Source organism: Streptomyces sp. NPDC093598, from assembly GCF_044764825.1.
Classification (GTDB): domain Bacteria; phylum Actinomycetota; class Actinomycetes; order Streptomycetales; family Streptomycetaceae; genus Streptomyces.
The window spans coordinates 90681-107029 of record NZ_JBIWIV010000011.1 but is presented as its reverse complement, the minus strand read 5'-3'; the positions used below and the strand labels follow the sequence as shown (position 1 = coordinate 107029).

Genomic DNA, 16349 nt, shown 5'->3' with positions numbered 1-16349 from the left:
GTGTTCGGACGTCGCAAGAAGAGGGATGCCGCCGAGGACGCGGCCGGCGAGGCCGAGCAGGTCGTCGACGGTGTCGACACCGAGGCGGACGAGGGCGAGCGCCTGAGGCTCGAGCCGGCGCCGCGCCCCGATGGCCCCTGGGACAGCTCCGAGGTCCGCGACCCGGCCGAGGGCCGGGTGGACCTGGGTGGTCTGTTCGTGCCGGGCGTCGACGGCATGGAGCTCAGGGTCGAGGTCGCGGGCGACGCGATCGTGGCGGCGACGGTCGTCCTGCGCGACAGCGCCATTCAGTTGCAGGGCTTCGCCGCTCCCAAGCGTGAGGGCATCTGGGGCGAGGTGCGCGAGGAGATCGGCACCGGCATCACCCAGCAGGGCGGCATCGTCGACGAGGTCGAGGGGCCGCTGGGCTGGGAGCTGCGGGCCCAGGTGCCCGTGCAGCTGCCGGACGGCACCGGCGGCTTCCAGGTCGTGCGGTTCGTCGGCGTGGACGGCCCCCGCTGGTTCCTGCGCGGGGTCATCTCGGGCCAGGGCGCGGTACAGCCGCAGGCCGCCGGGCTGCTCGAGCAGATCTTCCGGGACACGGTCGTGGTCCGCGGCGATGCCCCGATGGCGCCCCGTGACCCGATCGTCCTGAAGCTGCCGAACGACGCCCAGATGGTCCCCGAGGGCGTGCAGCAGGAGGAGGGCTCCCGTTTCGCGGGCGGAATGGGCCAGCTCCAGCGTGGACCGGAGATCACCGAGGTCCGCTGACCCCGCAGAGACACCAGGGCCGCACCCCACCGGGGAGGCGGCCCTTTCTCGTGCGCGGAGCCTTGACGGCACATTGGTCTGTACCTACCGTCTCCGTCTAACGCGTCTGTTCATAAAGGCGCTTCACGTTCATATACGAGAACGGAAGGCCCCCCACGCATGCGCAGAACCGCACTCCTCGCGGCCTCGGCCGCCCTCGTCGCCGGTGTTCTCGCCCGGCCCGCCGACGCCGCTCCCAGCGCCCCCGGTACCTTCACCCACCCCGGAGTCACCGTCTCCAAGGGCCAGTTGGACTTCACCCGCTCCAAGGTCATCGCCGGCGCCCAGCCCTGGAAGGGCGCCTTCGACCGGATGATGGCGAGCAGGTACGCCGACCTGAACCGCACGCCCAAGCCCAGGGCGGTCGTCGAGTGCGGTTCGTACTCCAACCCCGACCACGGCTGCACCGACGAGCGCGAGGACGCGATCGCCGCGTACACCCAGGCGCTCGCGTGGTACATCACCCGTGACGAACGGCACGCCCGCAAGGCGATCGAGCTGATGGACGCCTGGTCCGCCGTGATCAGGGACCACACCGACAGCAACGCGCCCCTCCAGACCGGCTGGGCCGGCTCCTCCTGGCCCAGGGCAGCCGAGATCATCACGTACACGTACACCGGGAACTGGGCGAACTCCGGCCGCTTCGCCACCATGCTCCGCACCGTCTACCTGCCCGAGGTCATCAACGGCTCGAACTCCAACGGCAACTGGGAGCTGTCGATGATGGAGGCAGCCGTCGGCATCTCGGTCTTCCTGGAGGACAAGGCGTCCTACGACAAGGCCATGGCGAAGTTCCGCACGCGCACGGCCGCCTACGTCTACCTGGAGTCCGACGGGGCGCTGCCGAAGACCGTGCCGAGCCAGAATCTGAACACCCGGGAGAAGATCGTCACGTACTGGCAGGGTCAGTCGACCTTCGTCAACGGACTCAGCCAGGAGACCTGCCGCGACTTCACCCACACCGGCTACGGCCTCTCGGCCGTCTCGCACGTCGCCGAGACCAGCCGCATCCAGGGGCAGGACCTCTACGGCACCGATGTGGGCGAGCGGCTGCGGCACGGGCTCGGCTTCCACGCCAGGTACCAGCTCGGCGCCGGCGCCGAGAGCTGGCTGTGCGGCGGCTCGCTGAAGCTCGGCCTCGGCCCGATAGCGGAAGTCGGTCACAACGCCCTGGCCAACCGTCTCGGGCACGCCATGACCAACACCGGGACGCTGACCCTGCGGGGCCGCCCCGCCGGCAGCAACAACCTCTTCGTCGCCTGGGAGACCCTCACCCACGGCGACAACCCCGCGTGACCCCGTGACCGACCGGGCGCCGGGCGGGGACCCCGGCGTCCGGTCCGCACCCCGGCCGCGTCAGGGTTCCGTCAAAGTGCGCCCCGCAGCCGCGCCCGGCACTCGGATGCCGTGCTCGCCGGCCGTAAGGTCGACGCTGCGCAGTCGGCAGACCGGAAGACAATGGGGCCATGGCACGCGGCAAGCTTCGGATCCACCTCGGCGCGGCACCGGGCGTGGGCAAGACCTACGCGATGCTGTCCGAGGCGCACCGCCGTGTCGAGCGGGGCACCGACTGCGTGGTGGCCTTCGTCGAGCACCACGGCCGGCCCCGCACCGAGGTGATGCTGCACGGCCTGGAGCAGGTGCCGCGCAGGGAACTGGAGTACCGCGGCGGGATCTTCCCCGAGATGGACCTGGACGCCGTCCTCGCCCGCCGTCCCCAGGTCGCCCTGGTGGACGAACTCGCCCACACCAACGTCCCCGGCTCCCGCAACGCCAAGCGCTGGCAGGACGTGGAGGAGCTGCTCGCCGCCGGCATCGACGTGGTCTCGACCGTCAACATCCAGCACCTGGAGTCCCTCGGCGACGTCGTCGAGTCGATCACCGGGGTGCGGCAGCAGGAGACCGTGCCGGACGAGGTCGTACGACGGGCCGACCAGGTCGAGCTGGTCGACATGACGCCGGAAGCGCTGCGGCGGCGGATGGCGCACGGCAACATCTACCAGCCCGACAAGGTCGACGCCGCCCTGTCGAACTACTTCCGCCCCGGCAACCTGACCGCTCTGCGCGAGCTGGCGCTGCTGTGGGTGGCCGACCGGGTCGACGCCTACCTCACCCAGTACCGCAGCGAGCACCGGGTGTCGAAGATCTGGGGCTCGCGCGAGCGGATCGTGGTCGGTCTGACCGGTGGCCCCGAGGGCCGCACGCTCATCCGCCGGGGCGCCCGGCTGGCGGAGAAGGGCGCCGGTGGTGAGGTGCTGGCCGTCTACATAGCCCGCAGTGACGGGCTGACCTCGGCCTCGCCCAAGGAGCTGGCGCTGCAGCGCACCCTGGTCGAAGACCTTGGTGGAACGTTCCACCACGTCGTCGGCGACGACATACCGGCCGCGCTGCTCGCCTTCGCCCGCGGGGTGAACGCGACCCAGATCGTGCTGGGCTCCTCGCGCCGCAAGACCTGGCAGTACGTCTTCGGGCCCGGGGTCGGCGCGACCGTCGCCCGGGAGTCCGGGCCCGACCTCGACGTGCACATCGTCACCCACGGCGAGGTCGCCAAGGGCCGCGGACTGCCGGTGGCCCGGGGCGCGCGGCTCGGGCGGTCCCGGCGGGTGTGGGGCTGGATCGCCGGTGTCGCCGGCCCGCCGCTCCTCGCGATGCTGCTCAACGCCGTCGACCTCGGCCTCGCCAACGACATGCTGCTGTTCCTGGCACTGACGGTGGCGGCGGCCCTGCTCGGCGGGCTGCTGCCCGCCCTGGCCTCGGCTGCGGTCGGCTCCCTGCTGCTGAACTACTTCTACACACCGCCCCTGCACCGGTGGACCATCGCCGACCCGAAGAACATCGTCGCCATCGTGATCTTCGTGGCGGTCGGAGCAGCGGTGGCCTCCGTGGTCGACCTCGCCGCCCGCCGCACCCACCAGGCGGCCCGGCTGCGGGCCGAGTCCGAGATCCTGTCCTTCCTCGCCGGCAACGTGCTGCGCGGCGAGACCGGCCTGGAGGACCTGCTGGAACGGGTCCGGGAGACCTTCGGCATGGAGTCGGCCGCCCTGCTGGAACGGGCGAGCGACGTCGAGCCGTGGACCTGCGCCGGCCGCGCCGGCCAGGGGCGTCCCGTCGAGCGGCCCGACCAGGCGGATGTGGACATGCCGGTCGGCGACCACATGGCCCTGGCGCTCACCGGCCGCGTGCTGCCCGCCGAGGACCGCCGGGTGCTGGCCGCCTTCGCCGCCCAGGCCGCCGTCGTCCTGGACCGCCGCCGGCTCCGGGAGGAGGCCGACCGGGCCCGCACGCTCGCCGAGGGCAACCGCATCCGTACGGCGCTCCTGGCCGCCGTCAGTCATGACCTGCGTACGCCGCTCGCCGGGATCAAGGCGGCGGTGTCCTCGCTGCGCTCCGAGGACGTCGAGTGGTCCGAGGAGGACCGGGCCGAGCTGCTGGAGGGCATCGAGGAGGGCGCCGACCGGCTCGACCACCTCGTCGGCAACCTGCTCGACATGTCACGGCTCCAGACCGGCACGGTCACCCCGCTGATCCGCGAGATCGACCTCGACGAGGTGGTGCCGATGGCGCTCGGCGGGGTCCCCGAGGGCAGCGCCGGCCTGGACGTGCCCGAGACCCTGCCCATGGTCGCGGTGGACCCCGGGCTGCTGGAGCGGGCGATGGCCAACCTCGTCGAGAACGCCGTCAAGTACAGTCCGCCCGGCGCGCCCGTGCTGGTCGCCGCCAGCGCCCTCGCCGACCGGGTCGAGGTGCGGGTCGTCGACCGCGGGCCCGGCGTCCCCGACGAGGGCAAGGACCGCATCTTCGAGCCCTTCCAGCGCTACGGCGACGCCCCGCGCGGCGCCGGGGTGGGCCTGGGGCTCGCGGTGGCCCGCGGCTTCGCCGAGGCCATGGGCGGCACCCTGAACGCCGAGGACACCCCAGGCGGCGGGCTCACCATGGTCCTCACCCTCCGCGCGGCGGGAACCCGCCCGGAGCTTCACCCCACGGCAGAACCGGAAAGGCAGGCCTCATGACCCGCGTCCTGGTGGTCGACGACGAGCCGCAGATCGTGCGCGCCCTCGTGATCAACCTCAAGGCACGCACCTACGAGGTCGACGCGGCACACGACGGCGCCACCGCCCTCCGGCTCGCCGCCGCCCGCCACCCCGACGTGGTCGTCCTCGACCTCGGGCTGCCCGACATGGACGGCGTCGAGGTGATCCGGGGCCTGCGCGGCTGGACCCGGGTGCCGATCCTGGTGCTGTCCGCCCGGCACACCTCCGACGAGAAGGTCGAGGCGCTGGACGCGGGCGCCGACGACTACGTCACCAAACCGTTCGGCATGGACGAGCTGCTGGCCCGGCTTCGGGCCGCCGTGCGCCGGGCCGAGCCGGCCGGGGACGGGGAGGGCGACGTGATCGTCGATACCGGCGAGTTCACCGTCGACCTGGCCGCGAAGAAGGTCAACCGCGCCGGCAAGGACGTACGGCTGACCCCCACCGAGTGGCATCTGCTGGAGGTCCTCGTGCGCAACAGCGGCCGCCTGGTCGGGCAGAAGCAGCTGCTCCAGGAGGTGTGGGGGCCGTCGTACGGGACGGAGACGAACTATCTGCGCGTGTACATGGCGCAGTTGCGGCGGAAGCTGGAGGCGGACCCCGCGCACCCGAAGCACTTCATCACCGAGCCGGGAATGGGCTATCGCTTCGAGAAATAGGCCTTCGCCCTTCGTCAGTACGCCCCGGTACGCTTCAGACATGAGTGCTGTTCCTCGTTCCGAAAAGCCGGTGGGCCGGTTCCGGCGCATGCTCGACCGGCTCTCCTCGTCGCAGGAGGACCTGGAGTCCGAGGAGCTGCGCGAGGACTCCGAGACGACCGGCTGTATCCGGATCGGTGACTGTCAGGACCGACAGATAGTGACCGTTACTGGTACCTTGCGCACGGTCACCCTTCGGCCGCGCGCCGGAGTCCCGGCCCTGGAGGCCGAGCTGTTCGACGGCTCCGCCGCGCTGGACGTGGTGTGGCTCGGCAGGCGCTCCATCGTGGGGATAGAACCGGGGCGCAAGCTGATCGCGTCGGGCCGGGTCTCGATGAGCCGGGGCCGCCGGGTGCTGTTCAATCCCAAGTACGAACTGAGACCCCTCGGACGGGAGTAGCCGGTGACGTCGCTCGACAAGCCGACCGAAGAGACATCTGCGGACGACGCCCGGGCGGTGACCGAGGCCGCCCTGTTCGAGGCGTTCGGCGGCGTGCGGGGCATGGTGGAGACGGTGCTGCCCGGCCTCCTCTTCGTCACCATCTACACGATCAACAAGGACCTGCATCTGTCGGCGATCGCGGCGCTGGCCGTGTCGCTGGTGCTGGTCGTGGTCCGGCTGGTGATGAAGGACACCGTCAAGCACGCCTTCAGCGGTGTCTTCGGCGTGGCCTTCGGCGTCGTCTTCGCGATGATGACCGGCAACGCCAAGGACTTCTACCTGCCCGGCATGCTCTACACGCTGGGTCTGGGTCTCGCCTACATCATCACCACCCTGTGCGGGGTGCCGCTGATCGGGCTGATCCTCGGACCGGTCTTCAAGGAGAACCTCTCCTGGCGCACGCGGAACCCGGGCCGCAAGAAGGCGTACGCGAAGGCCAGCTACGCCTGGGGCGCGATCCTGCTCGCCAAGTGCGCGATCCTCTTCCCGCTGTACTGGTGGGCCGACACCACGCAGCTGGGCTGGATCCTGATCGCCCTGAAGATCCCGCCGTTCCTGCTCGCGGTGTACCTGACGTGGGTGTTCCTGGCGAAGGCGCCCGCGCCGATCGACGTGTTCGCGGAGATGGAAGCCGAGGAGAAGGCGGCCGAGGAGAAGGCGGCCGAGGAGAGGGAGCGGCAGGCCGCCGCCCGATCCGCCGAGCAGTGACCCTCCGGAGTTGACGGAAGGGGCGTCCCGAGCACTCGGGACGCCCCTTCACTTGCTGCAAGACGCGCTCAGCTCGCCGCGTTCCGCCGTACCGACAGCAGATCCTCCAGCTGCTCCTCACGGGCCTGCGCGGCCACGAAGAGGAGTTCGTCGCCGGCCTCCAGGGAGTCCTCCCGGGAGGGCGTCAGCACGCGGTTGCCGCGGATGATCGTCACCAGGGACGTGTCCTGCGGCCACTCGACGTCGCCGACCTGCGTGCCGGCCAGGGCCGACTCCTCCGGCAGGGTCAGCTCGACCAGGTTGGCGTCGCCGTGGCTGAAGCGGAGCAGACGGACCAGGTCGCCGACGCTCACCGCCTCCTCGACCAGGGCCGACATCAGACGCGGGGTGGAGACGGCGACGTCCACGCCCCAGGACTCGTTGAACAACCACTCGTTCTTGGGGTTGTTCACACGGGCGACGACGCGCGGGACGCCGTACTCCGTCTTGGCGAGGAGCGAGACGACCAGGTTCACCTTGTCGTCGCCGGTCGCGGCGATCACGACGTTGCAGCGCTGGAGCGCCGCCTCGTCCAGGGACGTGATCTCGCAGGCGTCGGCGAGCAGCCACTCGGCCTGCGGGACGCGCTCGACCGAGATGGCGGTCGGCGCCTTGTCGATCAGCAGGATCTCGTGGCCGTTCTCCAGCAGTTCGCCCGCGATCGAGCGGCCGACGGCGCCGGCTCCGGCAATGGCGACCCTCATCAGTGACCGCCCTCCTCTTCGGGACCCTTGGCGAACGCCGCCTCGACCTTGTCGACCTCGTCGGTGCGCATCATCACGTGCACCAGGTCGCCCTCCTGCAACACCGTCTGCGAGGTGGGCAGGACCGCCTCGCCGAGCCGGGTCAGGAACGCGACCCGCACACCGGTCTCCTCCTGGATCCGGCTGATCTTGTGGCCCACCCAGGCGGTGGAGGTGTGCACCTCGGCGAGCTGGACACCGCCGGTGGGGTCGCGCCACAGGGGCTCGGCGCCGGAGGGGAGCAGACGGCGCAGCATCTGGTCGGCCGTCCAGCGGACGGTCGCGACGGTGGGGATGCCCAGGCGCTGGTAGACCTCCGCGCGGCGGGGGTCGTAGATGCGGGCGGCGACGTTCTCGATGCCGAACATCTCGCGGGCCACGCGTGCGGCGATGATGTTGGAGTTGTCACCGCTGGAGACGGCGGCGAAGGCGCCGGCCTCCTCGATGCCCGCCTCGCGCAGGGTGTCCTGGTCGAAGCCGACGCCGGTGACCCGACGGCCGCCGAACGAGGAGCCCAGCCGGCGGAAGGCGGTGGGGTCCTGGTCGACAACGGCGACCGTGTGCCCCTGTTGCTCCAGGTTCTGGGCCAGTGCGGAACCCACCCTTCCGCACCCCATGATGACAATATGCATCGCGTCACACCGCGCTTCCTGCAGGCCCTCTGGCCCTCATGAATGTTGTGCTCATGTCTCTCTTTCGGCTCGCCAGGCATCACGTCGCGGCCTGAGTGCGGGCCGCCGGGCAACATCATGCCGGTGGAATCACGTCATGATGCCCTCCGGGGGCGGTGCCGCGTTGGCTGCCCGACTCCAACGTATCGGCAAAGTCCAGGGGGTTGCCGAGGGCCCTGCCGGGCCCCGGGCCGGGGAGGAACCTGACATGAGCACCGAGATCGACGTCCTCGTGCTGGGCGGCGCGGGTGTGGACACGATCGTGCACGTGCCCGAGCTGCCCGTGCCGTTCGCGGACAGCCACATGATCCGGCCCGGGATCGTGACGCGGGCCGGCCAGAGCGGGGACTTCGTGGCACTCGGGACGAGCGCGCTGGGGCTGCGCACGCACCACCTCGACCTGCTCGGCGACGACCCCGAGGGCGACCTCGTCCGCGCGCTGCACCGGGAGCACGGCATCGGGCTCACCGCCGTCCCGCAGCCGCTCGGCACCAAGCGCGCGGTCAACCTCGTCGGCCCCGACGGCAGGCGGCTGTCCCTCTACGACGCCACCCGGGTCGCCGACACCGACCGGCTGCCCGAGGCCACGGTGCGCGCACTCGCCGCCGCCAGCCGGCACGCCCACGTCGTCATCACCCAGCCGTGCGCCCACGCGCTGCCCGCCCTGCGCGAGGCGGGCCTCACGATCTCCACCGACCTGCACGACTGGGACGGCTCCAACCCCTACCACGAGCCCTTCGCCCACCAGGCCGACCTGGTCTTCCTGTCCAGCACGGCCCTGACCGATCCGGAGCGGACCATGCGGCGGATCACCGAGCGGGGCCGGGCCCGGATCGTCGTCGCCACCGCAGGGGCGGACGGGGCGTACCTGCTGGCCGACGGAGAGCTCACCCACGTGCCCGCCGCCGCGCCCCCGGCCCCGGTCGTCGACTCCAACGGCGCGGGTGACGCCTTCGCCGCCGCGTTCCTCCACGCCTGGCTGAACGGCGCCCCACCCCACCGCAGCGCCCTGCACGGCACGGTGGCCGGCGCCTACGCCTGCACGATCCCGTCGAGCCGGGCCGCCGGCATCGGCCGGGAGGAACTGAGCGCGGGGGTGACGGAGCTGGAGCGGTCCGGGCAGCCGGGGGATCCCGGTACTTCTAGCGTGCCCCCGGCGACACGTCCTTGCGGCGGCTGATGCTGCGGACGCTCGCCATGGTCAGGATTCCGAGGGCGACGAGGGTGGCCGCGGCGCCGATCAGCTGGGCGGGCGTGTGCATGGGACCTCCAGGGGCGGCAACGGCCGGGGGACGGGCGGGGCTTAGTCATATAGGCATGGGAAGCAAGTGACCTGCGGAATCCGCAGCCGCGCGGGCCGGTGAATTCACTCGGAGAGCAGACGGAACGCCGACGAGGGGTGGCGGGTGGGCGACCCCGCAATCGAACGCCTACGATCCTCTGTTGTGTCCAAACTGACCGACGTGCCCAAACGGATCCTGATCGGGCGCGCACTGCGCAGCGACCGGCTGGGCGAAACGCTCCTGCCGAAGCGCATCGCACTCCCCGTCTTCGCCTCCGACCCGCTGTCCTCCGTGGCGTACGCGCCCGGGGAGGTGCTGCTGGTCCTGTCGATCGCGGGCGTGACGGCGTACCACTTCAGTCCGTGGATCGCCGTCGCGGTCGTCGTGCTGATGTTCACCGTGGTGGCCTCGTACCGGCAGAACGTGCACGCCTACCCCAGCGGCGGCGGGGACTACGAGGTGGCGAACACCAACCTCGGTCCCAAGGCCGGCCTGACGGTCGCGAGCGCGCTGCTCGTCGACTACGTCCTCACCGTCGCGGTGTCGATCTCCTCCGGCATTGAGAACCTCGGCTCCGCGATCCCCTTCGTGGTCGAGCACAAGGTGTTCTGCGCGATCGCCGTGATCGTCCTGCTGACCCTGATGAACCTGCGCGGCGTGAAGGAGTCGGGCTCGCTGTTCGCGATCCCGACGTACGTCTTCGTCGCGGGCGTCTTCACCATGATCGCGTGGGGCGCCTTCCGCGGACTCGTCCTGGACGACACCATGCGGGCACCGACGGCGGACTACGTCATCAAGCCCGAACACCAGGGCCTGGCCGGCTTCGCCCTGGTCTTCCTGCTGCTGCGCGCCTTCTCCTCCGGCTGTGCCGCGCTCACCGGCGTCGAGGCGATCTCCAACGGCGTCCCGGCCTTCCGCAAGCCCAAGTCGAAGAACGCCGCGACCACCCTCGCGATGATGGGCCTGCTGGCCGTCACCATGTTCTGCGGCATCATCGCGCTGGCCGCCGCGACCGACGTCCGGATGGCCGAGAACCCGGCCAAGGACCTCGTTCACAACGGTGTCCCGCTCGGCCCGGACTACGTCCAGAACCCGGTGATCTCCCAGGTCGCCGAGGCCGTCTTCGGCAAGGGCAGCTTCCTGTTCATCATCCTGGCCGCCGCCACCGCGCTGGTGCTGTTCCTCGCAGCGAACACCGCCTACAACGGCTTCCCGCTGCTCGGCTCGATCCTCGCCCAGGACCGCTACCTGCCCCGCCAGCTGCACACCCGCGGTGACCGCCTGGCCTTCTCCAACGGCATCGTGCTCCTCGCCGGCGCCGCCGGACTGCTGGTCGGGATCTACGGCGCCGACTCCACCCGCCTCATCCAGCTGTACATCGTCGGCGTGTTCGTGTCCTTCACGCTCAGCCAGACCGGCATGGTCCGGCACTGGAACCGCCACCTGGCCACCGAGAAGGACCAGGCCAAGCGACGCCACATGATCCGCTCGCGCGCCATCAACGCATTCGGCGCCTTCTTCACCGGCCTCGTGCTGGTGGTCGTCCTGGTCACCAAGTTCACGCACGGCGCGTGGGTCGCCCTGCTCGGCATGGTGATCTTCTACGCGACGATGACGGCCATCCGGAAGCACTACGACCGGGTCGCCGAGGAGATCGCCGCCCCCGAGGGCCCGAGCGACGACAGCGTACGGCCCTCACGCGTCCACTCGGTCGTGCTGATCTCCAAGATCCACCGCCCGACGCTGCGCGCCCTGGCCTACGCCAAGCTGATGCGCTCGGACACGCTGGAGGCGCTCAGCGTCAACGTCGACCCGGCGGAGACCAAGGCCCTGCGCGAGGAGTGGGAGCGGCGCGGCATCGACGTACCGCTGAAGGTCCTGGACTCGCCCTACCGCGAGATCACGCGGCCGATCATCGAGTACGTCAAGAGCCTGCGCAAGGAGTCGCCGCGCGACGCGGTGTCCGTGATCATCCCCGAGTACGTCGTCGGTCACTGGTACGAGCACCTGCTGCACAACCAGAGCGCCCTGCGGCTGAAGGGCCGGCTGCTGTTCACGCCCGGGATCATGGTGACCTCGGTGCCCTACCAGCTGCAGTCCTCCGAGGCGGCCAAGCGGCGGGCCCGCAGGCAGCAGGACTGGAACGCGCCGGGTTCGGTGCGGCGCGGCCCCGCGCAGGTGCGGTCGAAGGAGTCCACCGAGCACAAGTCGTGAGACGACGGCTCGTGTGACAAGACGACGGCTCGTGTGAAGCGGCCGGGCGGCAGCCACGTAGACTGGTGGGCTGTTGTCCGGCCGCTTCTGTTCGGCCCTTCCCCCTCACGTGTTTTGGAGTCACCCCGCCATGCAGGCAGAACCGAGGAAGTCGCTGGTGGGGGAGGAGTACGAGGTCGAGGTCGGCCCCGTCGCCCACGGCGGTCACTGCATCGCCCGTACGTCCGAGGGCCAGGTGCTGTTCGTACGGCACGCGCTGCCCGGTGAGCGGGTGGTGGCGCGGGTGACGGAGGGCGAGCAGGGCGCGCGGTTCCTGCGCGCGGACGCCGTGACGGTGCTCGACGCCTCCAAGGACCGGATCGACGAGCCCTGCCCGTTCGCCGGCCCCGGCCGCTGCGGGGGCTGCGACTGGCAGCACGCCAAGCCGGGCGCGCAGCGGCGCCTGAAGGCCGACGTCATCGCCGAACAACTCCAGCACCTCGCCGGGCTCACCCCGGAGGAGGCCGGCTGGGACGGCACGGTGCTGCCCGCCGAGGGCGACAAGGTGCCCGCGGGCCAGGTCCCCGCGTGGCGCACCCGTGTCCAGTACGCCGTCACCGCCGACGGCCGGGCCGGCCTGCGCCGGCACCGCTCGCACGAGGTGGAGCCGATCGACCACTGCATGATCGCCGCGGAGGGCGTCAGCGAGCTGGGCATCGAGAAGCGGGTCTGGACCGGCATGGACTCCGTCGAGGCGATCGCGGCGACGGGCTCCCAGGACCGCCAGGTGGTCCTCACGCCGAAGCCGGGCGCGCGCCTCCCGCTGGTCGAACTCGACCGCCCGGTCTCCGTCCTGCGCGTGGACGAGCGCTCCGGCGGTGTCCACCGCGTCCACGGTCGCCCGTTCGTCCGCGAACGTGCCGACGGCCGCACGCACCGTGTCGGGAACGGCGGCTTCTGGCAGGTCCACCCGAAGGCCGCGGACACCCTGGTGACGGCGGTCATGCAGGGCCTGCTGCCCCGCAAGGGCGACATGGCCCTCGACCTGTACTGCGGCGTCGGTCTCTTCGCCGGCGCGCTGGCCGACCGCGTCGGCGACCAGGGCGCGGTCCTCGGCATCGAGTCCGGCAAGCGGGCGGTGGAGGACGCGCGGCACAACCTCGCCGACTTCGACCGCGTCCGCATCGAGCAGGGCAAGGTCGAGAGCGTGCTGCCGCGGACGGGCATCGAGGAGGTCGACCTGATCGTGCTGGATCCGCCCCGGGCGGGGGCGGGGCGCAAGACGGTTCAGCATCTGGCTTCGCTGGGCGCGCGGCGGATCGCGTATGTGGCGTGCGATCCGGCGGCGTTGGCGCGGGACCTCGGGTACTTCCGGGACGGCGGGTACCGGGTGCGGACGCTGCGGGCGTTCGATCTGTTTCCGATGACGTCGCATGTGGAGTGTGTGGCGATTCTTGAACCGGCGGCAAAGGGGCTCTGACCTGCAGTTTCCCTAGGCCGCTCAGGTGCGGCCGGGTGTGCTCGACCTGTTTCCCGACCCCACGAGGTGAAGGCGCCATGCGCTCGGAGCCTCCCGTCTGACTCAAAACCGGTTCCTCGCTCCAGCCGGCGCCAGTCTGCTCCGGACCGCCGACGCCGTCGTGGACGGCGGAGCAGCGCCGGTAGGCAGGGGGCCCGGCCGCATGGTGCGGCGTCGGCGAGTGGGTGGACGCGCTACCGGGAGAACGAGAAGTACAGGGTTCGGCCGTAGTCGCCCGTCGCCGTGGTGGGGGCGCCGCTGGGGCCGAGCGCGGCCGGCGCGTCGAACTTGGTGCCGATGGCCGGGATGGCGTCGAGGAACGACAGGTCTCCCTTCGGGAAGGGCGGCGCGGTATGGCGGGGGTCGGGTCCGAACCGGGGGGTGAAGAGGCGCAGGTAGAGGTTCTCGTCCTCGGAGACCATGGTGATGCGTCCGGTGGTGGTGTGCAGGGACGCCCAGCGGACGTCCGCGTGGTAGCCCTTGAACTCCGGGTACACCCAGCCTTCGGCACCGGTCGCGGTGTCGTTGTACTGCTTCGTCCAGACGTCCGTCGCGACGCCGCGCAGCCGGTTCTTCCACACTCTGTGCGGTCCGCGGCCGAGCCATGTCACGCCGGTCACCTGCGATTCGGGATGGTCGAAGCCGACGCCGAAGAGGTCGTGCTCGCCGGTGAGGTGGTAGCGGTAGTCCAACTGCAGCCACCCGCTGGGGTGCAGACGCCACCGGACGTGGCGCAGGACGCCGGAGTACTCGGCCTCCACCGAATAGGCGTCGCCGTCGGGCCCGTGTGTCAGGCGGGTGAGGTCCGCCGTTCCGGTGGTGGGCAGCGGGCCGCGGGACAGCGCGAAGTCCGCCCCTCGGTGGGTGACGCCGGCCAGCATGCCCGTCGTGGCGTCGAGCGTGACCGTGGTGTGGCGGGACGCGAGGGTGAACGTGTCGTCCGCGAGTCGGCCGCGTACGGCCGGTCCCGGGCCCGTCCGTACCAGTCGCCGGGCCTGGTCGGCGGCGGAGGCGATGGTCCATGTCCAGCGGCGGATCTCGCGGCCGTCGGCACCGGTGACGACGAGCGCCATGGCGTCGGCGCGTCGCCAGCCGGACGGCAGGGGCAGGCGCAGCACTCCTTGCGCGCCGGGCTCGATGTCGGGAGCGGAGGCGGTGCCCTGGGCCCGCACCGTGTGGCCGTTCCGCCGCTGCGCCGGGGTGCGGAAGTCCAGGAGCCGCCAAGTGAACCGGCAGGTACGGGTGTTGGTGAACGCGTAGTGGTTGGTGAGGCCGATCCGCCCGTCGAAGTCGTCCGGCAGGCCGGAGAGGAACCGCTCCGGCTCGGCGAGTTGCACGGGAGACCAGATGTCCTTGATCGTGTAGAAGCTGGCCTCCTTTTCGCGAAAGGGGCCGAGGATGCCGTCGGGTGCGGCGTTGCCCGCCACGTCGATGGCGCCTCTGAGGTCGTCCCGCACGATGCCCTCGTCGACCAGTGACCACAGGAAGCCTCCTGCGGAGAGCCGTTCACGGCCCATCAGCTTCCAGTAGTCGTCGAGCCCCGCGCCGGCGCCGCCGTCGTAGAGGCCGTGGAGGAACTCGGTGGGCATGAAGACGTCGCCCTGTTCCTGGAGGATGCGGCGCGTGCTGTCGTAGGTCTCGTAGTGGTCGGTGTTGATGCCGCCGAAGTTCGCCCAGGGGTGGAGAACGGCGCGCCGCTGGGGGTCGTGGCGGGCGTAGTCGGCGTCGAGGGCGGTGTTCCAGCCGCCTTCGTTGCCGTTGCACCAGAACAGGATCGACGGGTGGTTGACGTCACGGGTGACCATCGAGGCGACGAGAGGTCTGCCCGCCGCCTCGTCGTAGGACTTCTGCCAGCCGGCCAGTTCGTCGAGCACGTACAGCCCGAGTTCGTCGGCGAGGTCGAGGAAGTGCGGGTCCGGCGGGTAGTGGGACATCCGGACCGCGTTCATGTTCATCTCCCTCATCAGGAGGATGTCCTTGCGGCTGATGCGCGCGCTGGTCGCCCGGCCGGACGTGGGCCAGATGGTGTGCCGGTTGGCTCCCTTCAGGAGGATCCTGACGCCGTTGACGTACACGCCGTCGCCGGGGCGCACCTCGACGGTGCGGAAGCCGAATCTCTCGTCGACGCGGTGGACGGTGCGGCGGTCGCCGGCGCGGAGCGCGACCTCGACGCGGTAGAGGTGCGGGGTCTCCGCCGTCCACTGCCGGGGGGAGTCGACAGTGGTCCTGAGGGTCACCGCCGTGGCGCCGGGAGCGACGGCCGCGGTGAACGGGGCGCCGACCGGGCGCCCGGAGAGGTCGGTGACCCGGGCGACGAGACGGTCGGCGGAACCGGTACCCGACAGATGGGCGTCGATCCGCAGCGTGCCGTCGGCGCGGGCGTCGACGGCGATGCGCTCGATGTGCTGGTGCGGGAACGCCTCGAGATGGACGGGGCGGTAGATGCCGCCGAAGTTCCAGTAGTCGCCGAGGCGTTCGGCCCGGTTGACGGAGTCGTCGGTGGACTCCTTGCTGACGGTCACCTCCAGGAGGTTGTCCTGGCCCGGACGCAGCTTGCCGGTCACCTCGTACCGGAACCGGTAGAAGCCACCGCGGTGGACGGGCCCGGCCGGCTCGCCGTTGATCCACGCCTCGGTCTCGGTCATCGACCCCTCGAAGACGACGAAGACGCGTCTGTCACGCCAGTGGGCGGGCGGCGTGAAGGTGTGCCGGTAGCGGCCTTTCTCCTCCGGGCGCAGATTCCACCCGTAGTTGTACGTGCCGTATCCGTGGAACTCCCAGTTGGACGGAACCGGGATGCTGCCCCAACTGCCGCTGCGCCGCCCGCTGGTGCACAGGAAGTCCCAGTCGACCGGGTGGTCGGCGTCCTCGCCGGACAGGTACAGGCGCTCGGTGCGCGTGGAGGCGTCCGTTCCGTCGGCCGTCCCGGCCTCGGCGGCCCGGGCCCAGCCCGTGGGCAGGCCTCCGGCGAGGGCCGCGCCGGCCGCGCCCAGGATCAGAACGCCACGGCGTGACAATTGCATGACATCTCCAGCCTTCAGAAACCATCGGGAGGCAACGGCGGGGACGTGCACGTAGTCGACGGGTCCGGGTCGGCACACGGTCGTCGAAGCTCTTGCGTCGGCAACCCCGGAGATCAGCGCACATCCGCAGGGGCGATGACGACATGAGGAGTCGAATAAGTCGAACACGGTGGCAGCAGCCGGCAGGTGTCTCGGAATCGCACGGTCAGC

12 protein-coding genes are annotated in these 16349 nt (G+C 71.0%); 9 read left to right on the top strand and 3 right to left on the bottom strand.

What is annotated here, in order from left to right; genetic code table 11:
- The 6 genes from ACIRDU_RS27575 (at position 1) to ACIRDU_RS27550 (ending at position 6668) form a co-directional block, all read left to right on the top strand.
- Positions 1-750 carry a DUF3710 domain-containing protein gene (locus ACIRDU_RS27575; RefSeq protein WP_403583997.1) on the top strand — a complete coding sequence of 250 codons (750 nt, stop codon included), beginning with the start codon at positions 1-3 and terminating at the stop codon, positions 748-750.
- 159 nt (positions 751-909) lie between these two features.
- The gene (locus tag ACIRDU_RS27570; RefSeq protein WP_403583995.1) at positions 910-2085 is read left to right on the top strand and encodes an alginate lyase family protein; all 1176 of its coding nucleotides are present in this window, start codon (positions 910-912) and stop codon (positions 2083-2085) included.
- A 170-nt stretch (positions 2086-2255) separates the two neighbouring features.
- The gene (locus ACIRDU_RS27565) at positions 2256-4799 is read left to right on the top strand and encodes an ATP-binding protein (protein ID WP_403583992.1); all 2544 of its coding nucleotides are present in this window, start codon (positions 2256-2258) and stop codon (positions 4797-4799) included.
- A complete protein-coding gene (locus ACIRDU_RS27560) occupies positions 4796-5479 on the top strand; it encodes a response regulator (protein WP_403583989.1) in 684 nt (227 codons plus the stop codon). Before ACIRDU_RS27565 ends, ACIRDU_RS27560 begins: the two co-directional genes overlap by 4 nt.
- Before the next feature lie 40 nt (positions 5480-5519).
- A complete protein-coding gene (locus tag ACIRDU_RS27555; protein ID WP_403583987.1) occupies positions 5520-5918 on the top strand; it encodes an OB-fold nucleic acid binding domain-containing protein in 399 nt (132 codons plus the stop codon).
- A 3-nt stretch (positions 5919-5921) separates the two neighbouring features.
- Entirely contained in the window at positions 5922-6668 is a 747-nt protein-coding gene (locus tag ACIRDU_RS27550) for a DUF3159 domain-containing protein (protein ID WP_403583985.1), read from the top strand.
- A gap of 68 nt (positions 6669-6736) precedes the next feature.
- Here the strand turns inward: ACIRDU_RS27550 and ACIRDU_RS27545 are convergent, their stop codons facing one another.
- Both ACIRDU_RS27545 and ACIRDU_RS27540 read right to left on the bottom strand, forming a co-directional pair.
- Positions 6737-7411 carry a TrkA family potassium uptake protein gene (locus tag ACIRDU_RS27545; RefSeq protein ID WP_031134707.1) on the bottom strand — a complete coding sequence of 225 codons (675 nt, stop codon included), beginning with the start codon at positions 7409-7411 and terminating at the stop codon, positions 6737-6739.
- Positions 7411-8082, bottom strand: a complete 672-nt coding sequence (locus ACIRDU_RS27540) for a TrkA family potassium uptake protein (protein WP_094053911.1) — start codon at positions 8080-8082, stop codon at positions 7411-7413. The genes ACIRDU_RS27545 and ACIRDU_RS27540 overlap by 1 nt, the downstream gene beginning before the upstream one ends.
- Before the next feature lie 247 nt (positions 8083-8329).
- On the opposite strand from ACIRDU_RS27540, the gene ACIRDU_RS27535 reads away from it, so the two are divergent.
- From ACIRDU_RS27535 to ACIRDU_RS27525, 3 genes are all read left to right on the top strand, one after another.
- Complete coding sequence (locus ACIRDU_RS27535) at positions 8330-9301, top strand: PfkB family carbohydrate kinase (RefSeq protein WP_403583982.1); 972 nt, start codon at positions 8330-8332, stop codon at positions 9299-9301.
- Between the two features lie 265 nt (positions 9302-9566).
- On the top strand, positions 9567-11618 hold the full coding sequence (locus ACIRDU_RS27530) for an APC family permease (protein ID WP_403583979.1): 2052 nt from the start codon (positions 9567-9569) through the stop codon (positions 11616-11618).
- 130 nt (positions 11619-11748) lie between these two features.
- The gene (locus ACIRDU_RS27525; RefSeq protein ID WP_403583976.1) at positions 11749-13077 is read left to right on the top strand and encodes a class I SAM-dependent RNA methyltransferase; all 1329 of its coding nucleotides are present in this window, start codon (positions 11749-11751) and stop codon (positions 13075-13077) included.
- Between the two features lie 233 nt (positions 13078-13310).
- Here the strand turns inward: ACIRDU_RS27525 and ACIRDU_RS27520 are convergent, their stop codons facing one another.
- Positions 13311-16139, bottom strand: a complete 2829-nt coding sequence (locus ACIRDU_RS27520) for a glycoside hydrolase family 2 TIM barrel-domain containing protein (protein WP_403583974.1) — start codon at positions 16137-16139, stop codon at positions 13311-13313.
- Positions 16140-16349: the final 210 nt, after the last annotated feature.

What these genes read in the sequence shown, in the direction of transcription:
- ACIRDU_RS27570 (WP_403583995.1), top strand. Translation starts at nt 910, where the DNA reads ATGCGCAGAACCGCACTCCTCGCGGCCTCGGCCGCCCTCGTCGCCGGT.
- ACIRDU_RS27565 (WP_403583992.1), top strand. Translation starts at nt 2,256, where the DNA reads ATGGCACGCGGCAAGCTTCGGATCCACCTCGGCGCGGCACCGGGCGTG.
- ACIRDU_RS27560 (WP_403583989.1), top strand. Translation starts at nt 4,796, where the DNA reads ATGACCCGCGTCCTGGTGGTCGACGACGAGCCGCAGATCGTGCGCGCC.
- ACIRDU_RS27555 (WP_403583987.1), top strand. Translation starts at nt 5,520, where the DNA reads ATGAGTGCTGTTCCTCGTTCCGAAAAGCCGGTGGGCCGGTTCCGGCGC.
- ACIRDU_RS27545 (WP_031134707.1), bottom strand. Translation starts at nt 7,411, where the DNA reads ATGAGGGTCGCCATTGCCGGAGCCGGCGCCGTCGGCCGCTCGATCGCG.
- ACIRDU_RS27540 (WP_094053911.1), bottom strand. Translation starts at nt 8,082, where the DNA reads ATGCATATTGTCATCATGGGGTGCGGAAGGGTGGGTTCCGCACTGGCC.
- ACIRDU_RS27535 (WP_403583982.1), top strand. Translation starts at nt 8,330, where the DNA reads ATGAGCACCGAGATCGACGTCCTCGTGCTGGGCGGCGCGGGTGTGGAC.
- ACIRDU_RS27525 (WP_403583976.1), top strand. Translation starts at nt 11,749, where the DNA reads ATGCAGGCAGAACCGAGGAAGTCGCTGGTGGGGGAGGAGTACGAGGTC.
- ACIRDU_RS27520 (WP_403583974.1), bottom strand. Translation starts at nt 16,139, where the DNA reads ATGCAATTGTCACGCCGTGGCGTTCTGATCCTGGGCGCGGCCGGCGCG.